The 17,786-nt window shown below is 71.8% G+C and carries 19 protein-coding genes; 14 read left to right on the forward strand and 5 right to left on the reverse strand.

Annotated features, from left to right (window positions below):
- Nucleotides 1–99 precede the first annotated feature (99 nt).
- The 4 genes from ACRX5W_RS08910 to pgl are packed head-to-tail and all read left to right on the forward strand — an operon-like array spanning nt 100 to nt 3,870.
- Entirely contained in the window at nt 100–321 is a 222-nt protein-coding gene (locus tag ACRX5W_RS08910) for a hypothetical protein (protein ID WP_436787406.1), read from the forward strand.
- The gene (gene zwf / locus ACRX5W_RS08915) at nt 318–1,862 is read left to right on the forward strand and encodes a glucose-6-phosphate dehydrogenase (protein WP_436787407.1); all 1,545 of its coding nucleotides are present in this window, start codon (nt 318–320) and stop codon (nt 1,860–1,862) included. Before ACRX5W_RS08910 ends, zwf begins: the two co-directional genes overlap by 4 nt.
- Nucleotides 1,859–3,073 (forward strand): glucose-6-phosphate dehydrogenase assembly protein OpcA, encoded by a 1,215-nt coding sequence (gene opcA / locus ACRX5W_RS08920; RefSeq protein ID WP_436787408.1) that lies wholly within the window; start codon nt 1,859–1,861, stop codon nt 3,071–3,073. The genes zwf and opcA overlap by 4 nt, the downstream gene beginning before the upstream one ends.
- Nucleotides 3,070–3,870, forward strand: a complete 801-nt coding sequence (pgl, locus tag ACRX5W_RS08925; protein WP_436787409.1) for a 6-phosphogluconolactonase — start codon at nt 3,070–3,072, stop codon at nt 3,868–3,870. The genes opcA and pgl overlap by 4 nt, the downstream gene beginning before the upstream one ends.
- Before the next feature lie 64 nt (nt 3,871–3,934).
- Here the strand turns inward: pgl and ACRX5W_RS08930 are convergent, their stop codons facing one another.
- The 3 genes from ACRX5W_RS08930 to ACRX5W_RS08940 form a co-directional block, all read right to left on the reverse strand.
- Nucleotides 3,935–4,486 carry an LppU/SCO3897 family protein gene (locus tag ACRX5W_RS08930; RefSeq protein ID WP_436787410.1) on the reverse strand — a complete coding sequence of 184 codons (552 nt, stop codon included), beginning with the start codon at nt 4,484–4,486 and terminating at the stop codon, nt 3,935–3,937.
- A 132-nt stretch (nt 4,487–4,618) separates the two neighbouring features.
- Nucleotides 4,619–7,771 carry a hypothetical protein gene (locus tag ACRX5W_RS08935; RefSeq protein ID WP_436787411.1) on the reverse strand — a complete coding sequence of 1,051 codons (3,153 nt, stop codon included), beginning with the start codon at nt 7,769–7,771 and terminating at the stop codon, nt 4,619–4,621.
- 207 nt (nt 7,772–7,978) lie between these two features.
- On the reverse strand, nt 7,979–8,218 hold the full coding sequence (locus tag ACRX5W_RS08940) for a DUF6191 domain-containing protein (RefSeq protein WP_436787412.1): 240 nt from the start codon (nt 8,216–8,218) through the stop codon (nt 7,979–7,981).
- Nucleotides 8,219–8,657: 439 nt separating this feature from the next.
- Here ACRX5W_RS08940 and ACRX5W_RS08945 point away from each other — a divergent pair, with 439 nt between their 5' ends.
- The 4 genes from ACRX5W_RS08945 (at nt 8,658) to ACRX5W_RS08960 (ending at nt 12,974) form a co-directional block, all read left to right on the forward strand.
- Nucleotides 8,658–9,113, forward strand: coding sequence for an ATP-binding protein (locus ACRX5W_RS08945; RefSeq protein WP_436787413.1), 456 nt, complete (start codon nt 8,658–8,660; stop codon nt 9,111–9,113).
- Nucleotides 9,114–9,732: 619 nt separating this feature from the next.
- Nucleotides 9,733–11,331, forward strand: coding sequence for an ABC-F family ATP-binding cassette domain-containing protein (locus ACRX5W_RS08950; RefSeq protein WP_436787414.1), 1,599 nt, complete (start codon nt 9,733–9,735; stop codon nt 11,329–11,331).
- 380 nt (nt 11,332–11,711) lie between these two features.
- Nucleotides 11,712–11,936, forward strand: a complete 225-nt coding sequence (locus ACRX5W_RS08955) for a helix-turn-helix domain-containing protein (protein WP_436787415.1) — start codon at nt 11,712–11,714, stop codon at nt 11,934–11,936.
- A gap of 267 nt (nt 11,937–12,203) precedes the next feature.
- A complete protein-coding gene (locus ACRX5W_RS08960; RefSeq protein ID WP_436787416.1) occupies nt 12,204–12,974 on the forward strand; it encodes an enoyl-CoA hydratase/isomerase family protein in 771 nt (256 codons plus the stop codon).
- 581 nt (nt 12,975–13,555) lie between these two features.
- Here ACRX5W_RS08960 and ACRX5W_RS08965 read toward each other — a convergent pair.
- Nucleotides 13,556–13,984, reverse strand: a complete 429-nt coding sequence (locus tag ACRX5W_RS08965) for a hypothetical protein (RefSeq protein ID WP_436787417.1) — start codon at nt 13,982–13,984, stop codon at nt 13,556–13,558.
- Between the two features lie 195 nt (nt 13,985–14,179).
- On the opposite strand from ACRX5W_RS08965, the gene ACRX5W_RS08970 reads away from it, so the two are divergent.
- From ACRX5W_RS08970 to ACRX5W_RS08995, 6 genes are all read left to right on the forward strand, one after another.
- Nucleotides 14,180–14,686, forward strand: coding sequence for an Asp23/Gls24 family envelope stress response protein (locus ACRX5W_RS08970; RefSeq protein WP_436787418.1), 507 nt, complete (start codon nt 14,180–14,182; stop codon nt 14,684–14,686).
- Nucleotides 14,687–14,702: 16 nt separating this feature from the next.
- A complete protein-coding gene (locus tag ACRX5W_RS08975; RefSeq protein ID WP_436787419.1) occupies nt 14,703–14,987 on the forward strand; it encodes a hypothetical protein in 285 nt (94 codons plus the stop codon).
- A 74-nt stretch (nt 14,988–15,061) separates the two neighbouring features.
- Complete coding sequence (locus tag ACRX5W_RS08980; RefSeq protein WP_436787420.1) at nt 15,062–15,244, forward strand: DUF2273 domain-containing protein; 183 nt, start codon at nt 15,062–15,064, stop codon at nt 15,242–15,244.
- Nucleotides 15,244–15,624, forward strand: coding sequence for an Asp23/Gls24 family envelope stress response protein (locus ACRX5W_RS08985; RefSeq protein WP_436787421.1), 381 nt, complete (start codon nt 15,244–15,246; stop codon nt 15,622–15,624). The genes ACRX5W_RS08980 and ACRX5W_RS08985 overlap by 1 nt, the downstream gene beginning before the upstream one ends.
- Nucleotides 15,621–16,235, forward strand: a complete 615-nt coding sequence (locus ACRX5W_RS08990; RefSeq protein ID WP_436787422.1) for a DUF6286 domain-containing protein — start codon at nt 15,621–15,623, stop codon at nt 16,233–16,235. The genes ACRX5W_RS08985 and ACRX5W_RS08990 overlap by 4 nt, the downstream gene beginning before the upstream one ends.
- 7 nt (nt 16,236–16,242) lie before the next feature.
- Nucleotides 16,243–16,887 carry a hypothetical protein gene (locus ACRX5W_RS08995; protein WP_436787423.1) on the forward strand — a complete coding sequence of 215 codons (645 nt, stop codon included), beginning with the start codon at nt 16,243–16,245 and terminating at the stop codon, nt 16,885–16,887.
- A 65-nt stretch (nt 16,888–16,952) separates the two neighbouring features.
- Here the strand turns inward: ACRX5W_RS08995 and ACRX5W_RS09000 are convergent, their stop codons facing one another.
- Nucleotides 16,953–17,738 (reverse strand): SDR family oxidoreductase, encoded by a 786-nt coding sequence (locus ACRX5W_RS09000; RefSeq protein ID WP_436787424.1) that lies wholly within the window; start codon nt 17,736–17,738, stop codon nt 16,953–16,955.
- Between the last annotated feature and the right edge of the window lie 48 nt (nt 17,739–17,786).

Here is a 17,786-nt window from a genome sequence, read left to right on the forward strand (position 1 = left end):
GGCCGGTCGTTACCCGATCGGCCGCGACGGCCCGTGGAAATCCACGCAATCAGGGCATGCTCTCAGCAGACTCCCCCACCACAGGAGGGCTGACCGCCCGTGCAACACGCATTCGAACGCGTGACCGCCGGCGGCGTGGACGTCACCGTTCCGGGTGACAGCGTCCGCGCTGCGGCGACCGATGAACCGGTCGCATGGTCGATCACCGAAGTCCCCGCGCCTCACGCGCCGGACCAGGGAACCGCCGCCCCGCTCGCCGCGTCGGCACCGCCGCCCACGGCGCGGCGGCACCTCGCACGTACCGGCGGGGGTGCGGCATGAACCACGTTCCGGCGGTTTGGCCCACGAATCCGCTGCGCGACCCCCAGGACCGCCGCCTGCCCCGCATCGCGGGCCCGTCCGGCCTGGTGATCTTCGGGGTGACGGGTGACCTGAGCCGCAAGAAGCTCATGCCGGCGATCTACGACCTGGCCAATCGCGGCCTGCTGCCCCCGGGTTTCGCCCTCACCGGCTTCGCCCGGCGCGACTGGGCCGACGAGGACTTCGGCCAGGTCGTCTACGACGCCGTCAAGCAGCACGCGCGCACCCCCTTCCGCGAGGAGGTCTGGCGCCAGCTCTCCGAGGGGTTCCGCTTCGTGCAGGGCGACTTCGACGACGACGCGGCGTTCGACCACCTCCGCCAGACGATCACCGACCTCGACGAGAAGCAGGGTACGCACGGCAACCACGCCTTCTACCTGTCCGTGCCGCCGAGGTTCTTCCCGCTCGTCGTCGCGCAGCTCAAGAAGCACGGCCTCGCCGACCCGCCGCACGCCGACTCGTGGCGCCGCGCGGTGATCGAGAAGCCGTTCGGCCGGGACCTGCCCTCGGCGATCGAGCTCAACAAGATCGTCGACGAGGTCTTCCCGCCCGAGTCGGTCTTCCGCATCGACCACTACCTGGGCAAGGAGACCGTCCAGAACATCCTGGCGCTCCGCTTCGCGAACACGATGTTCGAGCCGCTGTGGAACCGCTCGTACGTCGACCACGTGCAGATCACGATGGCCGAGGACATCGGCATCGAGGGCCGGGCCGGCTACTACGACGGCATCGGTGCCGCGCGCGACGTCATCCAGAACCACCTGCTGCAACTTCTCGCGCTCACCGCGATGGAGGAGCCGCTGTCGTTCGAGGCCGACGCGCTCGTCGCCGAGAAGCTGAAGGTCCTCAACTCGATCAAGCTGCCCGCCGACCTGGGCAGGCACTCGGTCCGCGCGCAGTACACGCGCGGCTGGCAGGGCGGCGAGCTGGTGTGCGGCTACCTGGAGGAAGAGGGCATCTCGCAGTCCTCGCGCACCGACACCTACGCCGCGATAAAGCTGGAGATCGCGAACCGCCGCTGGGCGGGCGTGCCGTTCTACCTGCGGACCGGCAAGCGCCTCGGCCGCCGTGTCACGGAGATCGCGGTCGTCTTCCAGCGCGCCCCGCACCTGCCGTTCGACGAGACCGCCACCGAGGAGCTGGGGCAGAACGCCCTGGTCATCCGCGTCCAGCCGGACGAGGGCATGACCGTGCGGTTCGGTTCGAAGGTTCCCGGGACCGCGATGGAGGTCCGCGACGTCAACATGGACTTCGCGTACGGCGAGTCCTTCACCGAGTCGAGCCCCGAGGCGTACGAGCGGCTGCTCCTCGACGTCCTGCTCGGCGACGCACCGCTGTTCCCGCGCTGGGAGGAGGTCGAGGCGTCCTGGAAGATTCTCGATCCCGTCGAGCATTACTGGGAAAAGCACGGCAAACCCGATACTTATGTCTCGGGCACGTGGGGTCCGGACTCCGCCGACGAGATGCTCGCACGCGACGGACGGAGCTGGCGCCGGCCATGATGATCGACCTGACCGACACGAAGTCCAGCGCCGTCAACGCGGCCCTCGTCGAGGCGCGGCACGCCATCGGCTCACCGGCGCTCGGCATGGTGCTCACACTCGTGATCGTCACCGACGAGAGCAACCAGTACGACTCGATGAAGGCCGCCGTCGAGGCCGCGCGCGAGCACCCCTCGCGCATCCTCGTCGTCATCGGTCGCCCCGGAGCGGAGATCACACCGCGTCTGGACGCCGAAGTACGCGTCGGGGACGCGGGCGCGGGCGAGACCGTCGTGCTGCGTCTGCACGGAGAACTCGCGGACCACGCCGAGTCCGTCGTCCTGCCGCTTTTGCTGCCCGACGCCCCCGTCGTGGTGTGGTGGCCCGGCCGCGCGCCCGAGACGGCGAGCAAGGACCGCCTCGGCGTGCTCGCCCAGCGCCGCATCACCGACGCCGTCGCCGCGCCGCGCCGCTCGGACTGGCTGGAGATCCGCGCGTCCGGCTACACCCCAGGCGACACCGACCTCGCGTGGACCCGCACCACGACGTGGCGCAGCCTCCTCGCCGCCGCGCTCGACCAGCGGTACGACCCGATCTCCGCCGCGACGGTCGAGGCCAAGGCCGGCAACCCCAGCGCCGAACTCCTCGCGCTGTGGCTGTCCGACCGCCTCGGCGTCCCGGTCGAGCGCGTGGTCTCGGCAGGGCCGGGCATCACCGCCGTACGGCTGGCCACCGAGAGCGGCGAGATCTCCATCACCCGCCCGGACGGCGTGCTCGCCACGCTGTCCACGCCCGGCCAGCCCGACCGGCACGTCGCACTCAAGCGTCGCGACGCGGCCGAACTCATCGCTGAGGAACTGCGTCGCCTCGACCCCGACGACGTCTACGCGACGACGCTCGCGCACGCCGCCGAAGAGGCCAAGGTCGCCTCGAACGGAGCATCGGCCGACGCGTCGCCGGCCGCCGTCGAAGCGGCCGGGCACGAAGAGGGCACGGTGGCGATCGGGGCGGTCGCGGGGGCCTCGACGATGGCCGAGTCCGCGGATGTCGTGCGTCCTTCCGACGAGGAGTCGGCGTCGGCCGCGCCCGAGAGGAAGTCCCCGGCGAAGTCGACCGGTTCGCGGTCGCCGCGCGCCAAGGACCCGTCGTCCTCGGGCTCGTCCGGCTCATCCGGCTCATCCGGATCGTCCGGCGCCGCCCGGGCCCGAAAGCGCAGTGGCGGGTCGTCGTGACCGGGCCGCCCGGCGTTCTGATCCATGCGGACGGGGCGTTGCTGGCTCGTGCGGCGGCGGCGCGGTTCATCACGCGCCTTGTCGACGCGCAGGCCGCGCGCGGCATCGCGCACGTCGTGCTGACGGGGGGCCGAAACGGCAACGCGCTTCTGCGCGAACTCGCCGCGTCCCCCGCACGCGACGCCGTCGACTGGGCGCACGTGCACGTGTGGTGGGGCGACGAACGCTTCCTGCCGAGCGGCGACGCGGACCGCAACGAGACGCAGGCCCGCGCCGAACTGCTCGACGAACTGCCGCTGAACCCGGCGTTCGTGCATCCCATGCCGGCGTCGGACGGACCGGACGGCAACGACCCGGAGGCGGCGGCCGCGCGCTACGCCCGCGAACTCGCGGTCGCGGCCCGGCCGGAGACCGCGGCCGAGCGGGGCGGCGTGGATGTCCCGTCGTTCGATGTGGCGCTTTTCGGGGTCGGCCCCGACACGCACGTGGCGTCGCTGTTTCCCGAACTGCCCGCGACACACGAGCGGGAGCGGACCGTCGTCGCGGTGCGCGGCGCGCCGAAACCGCCGCCGACGCGGATCACCTTGACGTTTCCGGCGATTCGTACAGCGAAGGACGTGTGGCTGCTGGCCGCCGGTGCGGACAAGGCCCCGGCCGTGCGCCTCGGGCTGGCCGGCGGGGGTTCGGTGCAGGTGCCGGCGGCCGGTGCTTACGGCCGCCGCAGCACGCTGTGGCTGCTGGACCGCTCGGCCGCGGCGCAACTGCCGCCGGGGCTGAACCGGCCGGCGTCGCCCTGACGCCGCGTCCGTCGCGAATCCGTGGGGCGGTGACCGGAGTCCGGGTGCCGCCCCACGGCCGTGCTCACAGCTCCTGGAGGCAGTACGTCGTACCGGTGCCGGTGGGGACGCCGTTGAGGGTCATGTACTCGTGGTACGAGTAGTCCGTCCCGGACACGCTTGAGCACTGCTGCGAACCGATCTGGTACGGGAACGTCCGCAGCACCTTGAACGTCGCCTCGGGGTCGGAGCACGGGACTTCGGTGAGCTCGTCCTGGGTCCCGGTGGTCTCGATGCTGCCAGCCAGGCACTCGCCCGAGGCGAAGTTGCTCGTCTTGGGCCGGGGAGAGGTCGGCTCGTCGGAGGTGGGGGTCCGGGTGCCGGTGCGGCCCGTGCCGGTCGGAATGCCGGTCGGAATGCCGGTCGGCAGGGTGGTCGGCAGGTCGCTCGGCAGTGCGGTGGGAAGCCCGGTCGGCAGCGACGGAGTCGCCGTGGGGAAAGTCGGCATCGACGGCGGCGTAAAGGGGTTGCCCTTGTCGTCGTCGTCTCCGCAGGCGACCAGACCGCCGAGCATGACGGTGACGCCGACCGCGACGGCACACAAGCGCTTTCGGGACACGTGCATACCTGGGGACATGCGAGTGGACCTCCCTGGGGAATTCGCGAAAAATCACGTGAACCACGCAGCCGCTGGTGACAAACGATGGCCCCGGCGGACAATGCGTGGCAACGTGATTACGCCTCGGCGTGCGAATTCAAGGGGAGTCCCTCAGCGTGTGGAGGCGACCCCGAGGAGTTCGAGCACATCGCCGTCGCCGCGATCCTGGAGGCGCTTCAGCACGGCCTTCAGGTCGCAGCCGTCGTCGAGTCCCAGGCGCGCGCCCAGCAGGGCGGGCAGGTTCACCTGGTCGGGGACGGGGTCGACGCCTGTGTGCCGCAGCGCACGAGCCCACCGCGGCAGGCGCAACTTGCCGTCCCCGGCGAGCAGACGCGTCTCCAGTCGGCCGGGGCGCACCGATCCGATGAAGACCATGTCGCCGATCTCGGCGCCGAGTCCGGCGAGGATCGCGCGCAGAGAGACGCAGTACGGCTCGCGCTCCCAGCGCAGCGCGGCAGGACCGGCGGCGTGGTGCAGCCGTACGCTGCCGCCCGGCCGCAAGCCCAGGGCGTGCACGAACTGGGGTGGCAACGGCAGGCGTTCGCCGTCGAGGAGAGGGGCCTCCACGTCGACGCGGTACCACCACACGCCTTGGTCGTCGCGGAAGCAACGCGCCGCGTCGCCGGGGTGGCCCGCGTCGCCTGCGTCACCCGGTTCGGCTGCGGAGGCCGCAGGTTCGCCTGCCGCCTGGTGGGGCGACAGGGCCGGCGGCCGGTCGGCCACAACGGTGGGTGCGGCGGGAACCGGCCCGGATTCGTCGGCGGGCCACGGACGGACGACGCCGTCCTCCAGGTCGAAGCCGTCGAGGCGGGCGATCCACGCCTCGCGGACCTCGGCGCGAATTCCCAGCGCCGACAAGGGCGGTTCGAGTGCCGCGAAGGGCACCGAGCCGCTGCGTTCGCAGGCCGCACGAACGATCTCCGCGGTACGCGACTCCAGTTCACCCGGCGCGCCGGCGGTCAGCCAGCCGTCCACCGAGGTGTTGAGGCTGAGCAACCCGCGGACCACCTGCCACAGTTGCACGCCCAGACCCGGGATGGTCGCGGTGTGCCGCCGGTCGAGGTCGCGCAGCTCCGCGACGGTGGCGACGGGGCCGAGGTCGGTCTCCACGCGGTTGAGGTGTTCGCGTATCGCGGCGCCCCCCGGCTGGTCGAGTTGGTCCGCGAGGTGTCGCCGCAGGGCGCGTTCCAGCGCCTCCACCTCGACCGAGTCCTTGCCGAACTCGCCTGCGAGGGAGGTTAGTTCACGCGGTGAGTCGGTGAACAGGCGGTCCCGGGCGAGAGTGCGCCAGCGCGGTTCGCGGCCGGTGAACCATGCGGCCAGGACCAGGACGATGTTGCCGGGCGCCGGTACGGGGCCGGTCTCCGGATCCTCGGCATTCGAGGTTGCGTCGCCGACCTCGGCGAGAGGTTCCGCGGGCGACTCGGCGCGCCCGTGGGCGGGCGGCGTGTCGTCGGCCGTCGGCGCAGTGCCCGCCGGGCGCGGCGGAATCGGCGGCGGGGCGGTGGGTTTGGGCGGGATGACGAAGCCCTGGGCGCCGGGTGCGGCGGACGGTTCCACCCCGGGGGCGTCGCCGGACTTGTGGGTGCCTGGCAGCGGGCTTTTGCGGAGCGCGGTCGCGTCGTCGGCCGGCAGGCGGCCCGGTGTGGGCTGGATCGGGAGGTCGTCGCGGGTCGACGGCGGGATCTCCCCGAAGGCGTCGACGGATTCCTCGCCGTCTGCCTGTCCGGGATCCGCGGCGGGGGCGGACGACGCCGATTGGGCCGGGAAGTCGTCGCGTGTCATCGGCGGGACCTCGCCGAAGGCGTCGACGGAGTCGTCGGCGTCGGACGCCTCGTCCGCGTCGGAATCCGCCGCGGACGCGGAGGAATCGGGGGCGTCGTCGTCCGACGGCACCGGGGGCATCGCGAGCACGGTCAGGTCGTCCGCGTCCGCAGCCCAGGCGGGCGGCGGGGGAGGAGTGCCGGGGACGGCGAGCACGGTCATATCGTCGGCACCGGCACCACTGTCGGCACGGGCCTCGTCCGCGCGTGCGGCCTCGGTTTCCGGCTCGTCGGCGTCGCCGAACTCGGGCGCCTCGGGCAGGTCGGGCACCGGCGGAGCGGCACTCAGAATCGACGTCATCTCCGGTGCGTCGTAGGGGTCTTCGGCGTCCGCGGAGGCGTCGGCGAAGAAGTCGTCGGAGATGTCGAGCCCTTCGGGCAGCAGGCTCCCCGGCACCAGCGGCATCAGCCGGAGCAGCGCGGTGCGGACCTCAGGCGACGCGCTCTCCAAGCCGACCACGGACGCGGTTTCCAGCGTGATGCGCGTGAGTTCGGAGATGAGGGGGATGTCCGGTGCCTCCTCGGCGAGCCAGCGCACGACCACGCTGAGGTCGCCGGTGGGCGGAGCGGGAATGCTGACCGGCCGCAGCTCGTCCTCGATCGCGTCGACCAGGTCGTCGAAGCCCTCCGGGGACGGGTCTTGCGTCGGCGCGTCGGATGCCGTCGGGGTGAAGCCGTCAAAAGCGTCTTCGGGCGTGTCTTCGGATGCGTGGTCCTCGTGGTGTTCCGAGGCGGCCTCCCCGCCGAGCGAGTCGCCGGCCGAGTCATCGGCCGAACCGATCGGCGGACGCTTGCTGATCCGGATGCCGCGCGGCGCGGGAACGATGTGTTCGGCAGGCGCTTCGGCACGTGCGGATGCGGCCTCGTCCGCTTCCTCCGCCTCGTCGGTCTCGACGGCGGCCTCGGGAGCCTCGGCGGACCGACCGGATTCGGCGTCGGATTCCTCCTCGCCGGATTCCGCGGTGCCCTGGGCGGCGACCGCCGCTGCCTCGCCGGTCGCCTGGTCAGCGGGCAGCAAGCCCAGCACCTCGGCGAACAACTGCGAGATCACCGGTCGCACGGTCGTGGTCCCGATGTTCGTCCAGTCGCGGATCTCCTGCACGGTGGCGCCCAGCAGGTCGGCCCAATCCGGCGTGCGCACAAGGACGTTCGTGCGTACACCGTCCGGCCACTGCGAGAGCCGGAAGTCGTTGCGTGCCAACCACGCGGCGGGCAGCAGGTCGCCGAGCCGCAGATGCCGCAATTCGGTGTACGCGAGATCCGCGAGCCGGTCGGGCAGCTCCGTCGAACCGATCACGTCGACCGCGCGGGCGATCGGCACGCTCGTCCACCACGCGGGCGGCAGATTCTCGTGGCCGAGATGGCGGTCGACGCGGTCGGGAGACAGGAAGCGCAGGGCCGGGACGAAGTCGGCCAGAGTGGCCTCGAGCCGTGGCTGCATGCGGATCCTCCGTGACGCGGACGCTTCTGTTGCCGCTCTGGTGGTGCCGACGGTAGCGCCCGCACTTGCGGTCGGCACAGGTCCCCGCATCGTGCGGACCACCCGTGCATGCGGGACGTCCCCGTGGGCCCGGTTGGTTCCCGCGACGAGTTCGTACCGAGGTGGGGCGTGCCTGGTCAGCGCACGGATTCGGCGGCGAAGGCGGCCCTAGTCCGCCGCCGGATCCGCGGCGGCGCCGTCACCGGAGGGTGGTTCCGCCGTGGTCGCTTCCGCGGGCGCGGCAGCCGGTGCCGGCCGCCGGATGACGACTATGCCTTTGTCCAGGTCGATCGGTCCCGGACCGCCGTCCTCGTGGTCGTCGTCACGGGCGAGCGTGAGCCGATTGTGCTCATCGGTGGTGTGCTTGCGCCCAGGGCTGAACAGCTCTTCGAAAACGCCGCCGAACACTGTCGCCTCCTCCCGCCGGTCTCCGCGCCGGCCGGTATGCCGCGCGTCGTCGTGACACGGACTTCAACGACCCCGTCAACGATCGGTGGCGGCATCGGATTCCCACGCCCACGGTACGCGCCGTCGTCAACGTTGTGCGCCGGGCGTGCGCCGTCGCGCGGGTGGGCCGGGGTTCACGCATCGGTCGAAAGCCACTCGTCCGTGTCTGGTGCGGCCAACCAGGTTTCGGGCGGCCCGGCCGAGTCGATCTCACTAGAGGGGGCCAGAGGAATCGTCCGAGGCACGATCCGAGAGCACGACGAGCGGCGCAACGATCCGGCGATCAGGGGGAGCTGTGGGCGAGACCGCACCCTTGCGACAGCATGGGGAGTCCGAGTCCGAATCACCGACACCGGTCCGCAAGGCAGGCCACTCGTCCGTTTCCGCGACCGCCGGATCTGTGGCGTCGGTGCCGTCCCAGGCCGCGCACGGCGGGCCGCGCGCAACGAGCGGCCGCGGGCCCGCAGGAGCAGCGGTTGTTCTGACGCTCCATCTGCCCGGCTCGGTCGACGCGGTGCCGCGCGCCCGCCACGCACTGCGCGACACGGTCGCCGCCGGCGGCGGCGCCGACGAGTGCTTGCAGATCCTCGAACTCCTCGTCTCCGAACTCGTCACGAACGCCGTGCGGCACGCGCCGCAGTCGACCGAGGTCACCGTCCAACTGCTGCGCGGCGAAAGCACCTTCCGTCTTGCCGTGACCGACGCCGGCGGGCCGCTGCGGCGCCCGGGCCGCCAGGCCCGCACCTGCGACGAGAACGGACGCGGGCTGCTGCTGGTCGAGGCGCTGGCGCAGTCGTGGGGCAGTTACCCGGTCGCGGGCGGCAAGGTCGTGTGGTGCGACGTGCCGACGCTGTGAGACATCGGATCTGACGGTACGTCATCATCGTCTCCGCGCAGGTGCCCGAGCCACCCCTCGACGTACGAGCCGACCGGGGCGTCGAGGGCGGGCAGACCGGTGAGTCCGGCGATGCCCGCAGTGTGCCCCTTGCGTGATATGCGTCTCACCTCGAACGAACGCCGTCCGCTGGACGGACGCGGCGCCAGGCGGCGTACGCCGTCCGGCTAGACTGCGCCGTATGGTCGTCGAGGCTTTTTCCCCGCTCTGTGACCGCGAGGCGCGTGAGGTGAGGCGGTCTTTCGCCGCCCCGGAGCCCCGGCCGGTCCCCTGACACGAAGTCAGGCGTCCTGGCCGCCGGAGCCACGTCCCGCGGCGTGATGGGAGTCACGCCCCGACGTGACTTCCCGCCCCTGGTGAAGGAGGGGCGCTCCCGCAGCTCGTGCCGCGGGTTTCCTGCTTCATCGCCGCCCGCCCGGAATGGTTCCGCCCTGGTCTCACACCGGCTCCACAGCCGCCACCGCCGACCCGGCGGCCGGAAACAAGCCACCAACACGCCTATGTCGGCCGAATCAACAGATCGCGGCACTGCGATCCGCCCCTGGGGGCCTGAAGGCCGGGGTTTCCACGGAGGTTCCCGATGATCACTGCCACCGCCGTCGAACTGCGCGCGGGCGCCCGCGTCCTGCTCGAATCCGCGAGCTTCCGCGTCGCACCCGGCGACCGCATCGGCCTGGTCGGCCGCAACGGCGCCGGCAAGACCACGCTGACCAAGACGCTCGCGGGCGAGACACAGCCGGCCGCCGGCACCATCACCAACTCCGGCGAGGTCGGCTACCTGCCGCAGGATCCGCGAACCGGAGACCTCGACGTCCTCGCGTCCGACCGAATCCTGTCCGCGCGTGGCCTCGACGCGGCGATCAACGGCATGCGCGCCGCCGAGCAGACGATGTCGAGCACGACCGGCGAGGTCCGGGACAAGGCGATGCGCAGGTACGCGAGGCTGGAGACCGAATTCCTCACCAAGGGCGGCTACGCGGCGGAGGCCGAGGCCGCCACGATCGCGGCGAGCCTCGGGCTCCCCGACAGGATCCTCGCCCAGCCGCTGCGCACCCTCTCCGGTGGCCAGCGGCGTCGTGTCGAACTCGCGCGGATCCTGTTCTCGGATGCCGACACCCTGCTGCTCGACGAGCCGACGAACCACCTGGACGCCGACTCGATCGTGTGGCTGCGCGACTTCCTGAAGACGTACAAGGGCGGGTTCATCGTCATCAGCCACGACGTGAACCTCGTCGAGGCTTGTGTCAACAAGGTCTTCCACCTCGACGCCAACCGCACCGCGCTCGACATCTACAACGTGGGGTGGAAGGCGTACCTCACGCAGCGCGAGACGGACGAGCGCCGCCGCAAGCGCGAGCGCGACAACGCGGAGAAGAAGGCCGCGGCGCTGATGTCGCAGGCCGACAAGATGCGGGCCAAGGCGACCAAGACGGTGGCCGCGCAGAACATGGCACGCCGCGCCGAGCGCCTGCTGTCCGGGCTGGAGGGGGTGCGGCAGGCCGACAGGGTGGCCAAGCTGCGTTTCCCCGAGCCCGCTCCGTGCGGCAAGACGCCGCTGATGGCGTCCGAGTTGTCGAAGTCGTACGGCTCGCTGGAGATCTTCACCGACGTCGACCTCGCGATCGACAAGGGCTCCCGCGTGGTCATCCTCGGGCTCAACGGCGCCGGCAAGACCACGTTGCTGCGGCTGCTCGCGGGTGTCGAGACGCCCGACACCGGGCGGGTCGAGCCGGGCCACGGGCTCAAGCTCGGCTACTACGCGCAGGAGCACGAAACGCTCGACCCGGACCGCACGGTTCTGGAGAACATGCGTTCGTCGGCTCCGGACATGGATCTCGTCGAGGTGCGCAAGGTGCTCGGCTCGTTCCTGTTCTCCGGCGACGACGTCGACAAGCCGGCAGGGGTGCTCTCCGGCGGCGAGAAGACGCGGCTCGCGCTCGCGACGCTGGTCGTGTCGGCGGCCAACGTGCTGCTGCTCGACGAGCCGACCAACAACCTCGACCCCGCGAGCCGTGAGGAAGTCCTGTCCGCCCTGCGGTCGTACGCCGGTGCCGTCGTGCTGGTGACGCACGACGAGGGCGCGGTCGAGGCCCTCCAGCCGGAGCGGATCATTCTGCTCCCCGACGGCGTCGAGGACCTGTGGAACGCGGACTACGCGGACCTGGTGGCGCTCGCCTGAGGCCGGTGCGCGACGATCCCGAGCGCCCGCAGGCCGGGCGGGCCCGTTCCGGCGGGCTTTTCGGCCCGCTCGGGATTCCCACACAAAATCCTCACAAGAGGAACGGCCTGCTCCGTTCGGTCTCCGGGCCGGTCCAACCAAACACTCAGCCACGCTGTGCGAGCTCACAAACGTCGTGGGTGACCAGCGGCTTTGCGGCGGAGCGACGGATGGTTTCCGGGAAAACGCCGGGGAATCGGCGGTTCCGGTCCGTGGATCATGCCTGTCGGCGCCCGACCGGCCCCGTTTGGGTGGCCCCCGGCTCCCCGGAATCGCTGGTGTTGCCGCGCGACAGGGGTGATCATGGGAACCCAGAGCGCACTTCCCATGAGGAGGCACGTGTGGCCGAGACTCTGAAGAAGGGCAGCCGGGTGACCGGTGCCGCGCGCGAAAAGCTCGCGGCGGACCTCAAGAAAAAGTACGACTCCGGCGCCAGCATCCGCGCACTCGCGGAGGAGACGGGCCGTTCCTACGGCTTCGTGCACCGCATGCTGAGCGAATCGGGCGTGACCCTGCGCGGAAGAGGTGGGGCCACGCGCGGCAAGACCAGGGCGGCGGCTTCCTGAGCCCTCCCCGCGCGTTCCATCTGCGTTGCCCTGCCCTGTTTTCGGAATGGCGCGTTGTCCGAAACGGTACGAACTGCACCAGCGCCGCCGCCGCCGTTGAGGCGACAGCGGCGTCACCGTACAAACTGCACTGACCGACGGCTCGTCAAGTTACCACCTGGTACAACTTTCTCCTGTGCGACCACCCGACCCCCCCCGGGGCCGGGTGGTCGATTCTCGGTGCACCGGACCACACCGGCCCGGGCCCGTCCCACATGGAGGTGGAGCATGTCGGAGTACGTCCGTCTGGAACGCACGGGCCCGATCGCCGTGGTGACCCTGGCCAATCCGGACCGGCGCAACGCGCAGACGCCCGCCCTGTGGCGGGAGCTCGCCGGGATCGGGCGCTCGTTGCCCGGTGACGTCCGCGCGGTCGTGCTCCGGGGCGAGGGCACGTCCTTCTCGGCCGGGCTCGACCGTCGGCTCTTCCCCGGCGGAGGCGGCGTTCCGGGCGAGGCCGCGCTCACCGACCTCGCCGAACTCGACGAGGCGGCCCTGGACGCGGCCATCGCGGCGTTCCAGGAGGCGTTCACCTGGTGGCGTCGGCCGGACCTGGTCTCCATCGCGGCGGTGCAGGGCCACGCGGTGGGGGCCGGGTTCCAGCTTGCCCTGGCCTGCGACCTGCGGGTATGCGCCGACGATGTGCAGTTCTCCATGCTGGAGACCTCGCTCGGGCTGGTCCCGGACCTGGCGGGCACGAAGCCTCTCGTCGACCTCGTCGGCTATGCGCGCGCGCTCGACATCTGCGTCACCGGCCGCCGCATCGGCGCGCAGGAAGCCCTCGCCCTCGGCCTCGCCACCTCCGTGGTCCCTCACGCGGACCTCGACAAGGCGGCCCTCGAAACCGCCGAGGCACTCATCCGGGCGCCGCGCGACGCGGTCGTCGAGACCAAGGCCCTGCTCCTCGGCGCGGCGACGCGGTCCTACGACGAACAGCGCGCCGCGGAACGGGAGGCGCAGGGCCGCCGACTCAGGGATCTTCTGGGCGCGGGGGAGTAGGGCGCCGGACGGGTGCGGGGCGTCGGGCCACCGTGGTGGTGCCGCGTCCCCACATCCGGCGCGCGGTCGGTCGGCGCGATCCGCACGGGCAACAGCCATGAGCGGCGCTTTTTGGGCCGATTCCATGCTGCGCAGGGCGCGTCCGGCCGGCGGCCCCGGCCCGGAACGATGCGGTGACCGGACCTGATCGCCGAATGCGGAGGCCGCCGGGGCGGGTGCCGGGTCCCGCCGACGGTCCGTGAGCGTGTCCCGCCGCGCATTCGGCGATCCATCGGAGCGACACGCCCGGACCGCCGATCACCGGCATCGGATTGCCGCCCCTCGACGACATCGCGGAGTCTGCGAGTCCGCCCGGCCCGCACGAGCCCGGGCATCCGCCGGCACTCCGGCGGGAGACCGTCCGGCAAGCACGCGGCGCCTGTCGGCAAGCCCCGTGCCGGGCCCACGGCAGTTGCCCCTGCAAAATGGTGAACACGGCGTGCGCATACGGTGTTTCGATGGACGCGCGGCTTGCTCACCGAGTCGTCGAGCCCCGCCCGTCGGCCTCGCTCAGGCCGTAGACGACTGCAACGATCGTCGTGTCAGTGCGATGCGGGCCGGTCTGCGGGCTCGTCGAGCCAGACCACCTTGACGTCCACCGTGACCGACTCCGGCGCCGTGCCGAACAGGTCGACCGCGGCAGCGGCGACCCGCCGGCGAACGCGGTGTGCGACCTCGTGGACCGCGAGACCGTAGGCCACCGCGATCGACACGATCACCCGTACGCCACCCGGCGTTTCGTCGGTCCGGATGAGGCAACTGCGGGACCGCACACCAGGCTCGGCGTCCGCTGCGGCACGAAGCGTGCGCGCGGACGGAGATTCGGTGATGCCCAACGTGTCCTCGAGCGTGCTCGGACTCGCACCGGGGGGTACCGCCTGGCCGCCCCGCGCCGTCGGCGCGGTGGCCGCGAGCAATTCCGCCGCCGTGGGCACCGCGGGCTTCGACGCATTGTCGTCCTGTGTGTTCATTGGACCGCCGCCTTGTTCACACTGTCTGCCCCTGCCGCTGTCAACCGCCGCCGGAAACCATGGACATGGTCCTGGAAGCGTTGCGGGAACGGCGGTTCGTCCCCGTGACGACCGCGATCCGCGCATACCCTTGGTGCAGGTGTGGCGACCCGATGACAGGGCATGTGCAGGATCGCGACACCGGGGGAGAATCCTATGGCGAAGGGAAGTGCGGCGATGGCGGACACGACAGTCGGACGAGGCGGAACACAGTCGGCCGAGAAAGAAGGGGAGCGCGTGCCCGGGCAGCAGCGCTCCGGCGGAACCGAGGTGGCAAGGCTGAGTTCCGACCGGGGCCGCACCTCCATCGCCGACGGCGTCGTCGCGAAGATCGCCGGCATCGCCGCCCGCGACATCTCGGGCGTGTACGCGCTCGGGAGCGGTGCGGCGCGGGCGTTCGCCGCGGTGCGTCAGCGCGTTCCGGGCGGCAAGCCGAACGTCGCCCAGGGCGTGAGCGTCGAGGTCGGCGAGAAGCAGTGCGCCGTCGATCTGGCCATCGTCGTCGAATACGGTGTGCCGATCGCCGAACTCGCGGCGGCTGTGCGGGAGAACGTCATCTCGTCGGTCGAGCGCATGACCGCGCTGGAGGTGGTCGAGGTGAACATCGCCGTCGACGACATCCACATCGAGCACGAGGACGAAAAGGAACGCCAGCTTCAGTGAAACGGACGGGCCGGCGATGACGACGGACGCGGATGACGTTGATCGGCGTGAACTCCTGCGCGAGTACCGTGAGTTCATCAAGACGCGTCATCCCGACCGGGGCGGTGACCCTGCGGAGTTCGTCGCCGGGCTGGTGCGTTACCGGGCTCTGCTCTCCTCCGGACGGGCGGAGCCCGGACCCGCAAAGACCCCTCCCACGGCGTCCGAGACGACCGTCTACCGGCGTGGGTCACTGCCCGTGCAGGTGTGGCGGGCGATCATGGAACGACGCCGGCGCAGCCAAAACCCGCGCGTACAGTAAGGCGGCGCGGCGGTGAGACGGTGCGAGCGGCAGACGGCGGACGCCACTTGGACGGGACCGAGGAGTAGGTAGTCATGAGCACACCCATCGTGGGCCTCCTGGCCGGCATGGCCCTCGGCCTGGCCGCGGCGATCGGAGGGTTCGGGGCCTTCCTGCTGGTCGCCGCGCTCGGCGCGGTGGGCTTCCTCGCCGGGCGCTACTTCGACGGCGACCTCGACCTGAGCGAGCTGTTCTCGTCGCGCGGCCGGCGCCGCTGATGGCGCAGCCGCGCAGCGCGGGCCTGTCGACCGCAGGCCCGTCGCACCTGGAACCGCCCGCTTACCGGGGGACCTTGCGCATCGGCGAGCGGGTGGTCGAGAAAATCGCCGCGAAAGCCGCCCGCGACGCCACCGGAGCGGCCGCGCCCGACACCAAGTTGCGTGACCCCAAGGCCGGGGTGAAGCTCCGCAACGACCACGCGACCGTGCGCCTGGATCTGGACGTGCCGTATCCGGGCCAGGTGAAGGAGATGGCGGGTGTCGTGCGCCGCCGCGTGCGGTCCGACGTGGAGCGCCTCACCGGCATGCCGGTCGTCCGCATCGACGTGATCGTGGCGCGCATGACCCGTATCGGCAAAGGCAGGAGGCGCGTGCAGTGAGTGTGCTCGACGCGCCGCTCGACAAGTCCTCCGAGCCGCCCGGCCCCGGCACTCCGGAATCCGAGGAGTTCCGCAAGCCGCGCCGTGCCTGGTCGCCGCGCGGTTTCGTGGCGGCGCTCACCGCGCTCGGCATCGGAGGTCTCGCCGGCACCGCCTTGTTCTTCGGCGTCGCAGCCCGGCTTGAGCACACGCCCGAGTGGGCGTACGACCTACTCGACTGGGTGCAGACCCACGAGTGGACCGAGCGGTGGGTGTGGATCGGCGGCATCGTCGCCGCCGTGGTCGGCGCGTGGCTGCTGCTTCTGGCGTGGACTCCGGGGCGACGCCATCTGCTGCCGCTGCGGCCGGTCGCGCCCGACATGTCGGCGTACATGACCCGCCGGACCGCAGGCAACCTGCTGCGGCACACCGCCCTCACGTCGACGGGCGTGCTGGACGCGCGGGTGCGCGTGACCCGGCGCAAGGCCGTGCTCCGCGTCGACTACCACTTCCGCGACCCCGACGAGCTGCACGAAGAGCTCGAAGAGGCGCTGCGCGACCGGGCCCAGTCGCTTCTCCTGGCCCGTGTGCCGGTTGTCGACGTACGCCTGCAACCCGCGAGTGGGAGGTGACGGGTCCGTGCGCCGTGTCGTGAACCGGATCCTGCTGAGCCTCGTCGGACTCGGCCTGCTCGTCGGCGGCCTGGGAGTGATCGCCCGCTCGCGCGGGTGGTTCCGAGACTCGCTCGGCGACGTGCTGCGCAACCCGTACAAGCCGATCATCACCCCGAGCCAGACCGAGCGGCTGGTCGACCGCGACTGGTGGTGGTGGGTCGCCTTCGGCGTGCCCGGTGTCGTGCTGGTGCTGTGCCTGTGGTGGTTCCTCGCGCAGTTCCGGCGGCGTCCGGTCCGCCTGATCCGGGTCACCGACGTGTCCGAGGACGCGGGCGGCGGCCCCTCGGGGCTCGGCACCGGGTTCGGACTCGTCGGCGACGACGCCGACACCATCACCGTCAACGGCTACGCGCTGGCCGACGCGATCGCCGACGACCTCGAACGCGTGCCCGACGTCGCCGACGCCCACGCGCGTCTGGTCCGCCGCCACCGCGGGCCGCGGCTCAAGCTCTCCGTTCGTACCGAAGCCGGTGTCGAACCGCGGGCGGTGCTGGAGGCGATCCGTGAGGACGTCCTCGCACACGGCCGTGACGCGGTCGAGTTGGAACGCCTTCCGGTGACCGTCGAACTGCGCAGCGCGAAAGGCCTGCCGAAGCGCCGCCTGGAGTGACGCCGGTCCGCCGACGGCAACGGCGCCGCCCCGACCCGCAGCGGGCCGGAGCGGCGCCGATCGCGTCACAGGCCGCGCAGCGCTCCGCCGTCGACCGGGACCATGATGCCGGTGAGGTACGAGGCTGCGGGCGACAGCAGGAACGCCGCGACGCGCCCGAACTCCTCCGGAGTGCCGTACCGGCCGAGCGGGATCGAGCGCTCCTGTTGCGCGCGGGCCGCGGCGGCGTCGCCGGACAGCGCGTCGAGCTCGCGGACGCGATCGGTGTCGATGCGGGAGGGCAGCAGCCCGAGCACCCGGATCCCGCGCGGGCCCAGTTCGTCCGCGAGCGTCTTGGCGGCCATCGCCAGCCCCGGGCGCAGGCCGTTGGAGATGCCGAGCCCCGGGATCGGCTGCGCGACCGACGCGGAGAGCACGAAACCGATGACGCCCTCGCCGTGCGGGCTGTCGCCGGAGCGGTCGCCCATCGCCCGGGCCGCGGCGCGGGCGAGGCGCACCGCGCCGAGGAACACGGATTCGAACGCGTCCCGCCACTGGTCGTCGTCGGCCGTCATGACCGCTCCCGCCGGCGGCCCGCCGACGCTCACGAGCACGCCGTCCAGTCGGCCGAAGCGGCTGACGGTCGCGGCGACGAGGCGTTCCGCGCTGCCCGAGTCGGCGTTGTCGGCGGCGATGCCGAGGGCGTGCGGCAGGCCGCCGAGCTCGGCCGCGGCCTTGCCGACGCTCTCCTCGCTGCGGCCGGTGAGCACGACCCGGGCGCCGTCGTCGACGAGCGCCTTGGCCGAGGCGAAGCCGAGCCCGCGGGTGGCGCCGGTGACGAGGTAGACGCGTTCACGTAGTCCAAGATCCATGGGCTCATCTTTCCGTCGCGGGGCGCGGTGCGTCACTGACCCGCGCCG

Source organism: Yinghuangia sp. YIM S10712 (assembly GCF_051388935.1).
GTDB lineage: Bacteria > Actinomycetota > Actinomycetes > Streptomycetales > Streptomycetaceae > Yinghuangia.

Coding starts and splice junctions, on each gene's coding strand:
- zwf (WP_436787407.1), top strand. CDS start 318: ATGAACCACGTTCCGGCGGTTTGGCCCACGAATCCGCTGCGCGACCCC.
- opcA (WP_436787408.1), top strand. CDS start 1,859: ATGATGATCGACCTGACCGACACGAAGTCCAGCGCCGTCAACGCGGCC.
- ACRX5W_RS08960 (WP_436787416.1), top strand. CDS start 12,204: ATGTCGGAGTACGTCCGTCTGGAACGCACGGGCCCGATCGCCGTGGTG.
- ACRX5W_RS08930 (WP_436787410.1), bottom strand. CDS start 4,486: ATGTCCCCAGGTATGCACGTGTCCCGAAAGCGCTTGTGTGCCGTCGCG.
- ACRX5W_RS08950 (WP_436787414.1), top strand. CDS start 9,733: ATGATCACTGCCACCGCCGTCGAACTGCGCGCGGGCGCCCGCGTCCTG.
- ACRX5W_RS09000 (WP_436787424.1), bottom strand. CDS start 17,738: ATGGATCTTGGACTACGTGAACGCGTCTACCTCGTCACCGGCGCCACC.
- ACRX5W_RS08970 (WP_436787418.1), top strand. CDS start 14,180: ATGGCGAAGGGAAGTGCGGCGATGGCGGACACGACAGTCGGACGAGGC.
- ACRX5W_RS08980 (WP_436787420.1), top strand. CDS start 15,062: ATGAGCACACCCATCGTGGGCCTCCTGGCCGGCATGGCCCTCGGCCTG.
- ACRX5W_RS08965 (WP_436787417.1), bottom strand. CDS start 13,984: ATGAACACACAGGACGACAATGCGTCGAAGCCCGCGGTGCCCACGGCG.
- ACRX5W_RS08975 (WP_436787419.1), top strand. CDS start 14,703: ATGACGACGGACGCGGATGACGTTGATCGGCGTGAACTCCTGCGCGAG.
- ACRX5W_RS08935 (WP_436787411.1), bottom strand. CDS start 7,771: ATGCAGCCACGGCTCGAGGCCACTCTGGCCGACTTCGTCCCGGCCCTG.
- ACRX5W_RS08985 (WP_436787421.1), top strand. CDS start 15,244: ATGGCGCAGCCGCGCAGCGCGGGCCTGTCGACCGCAGGCCCGTCGCAC.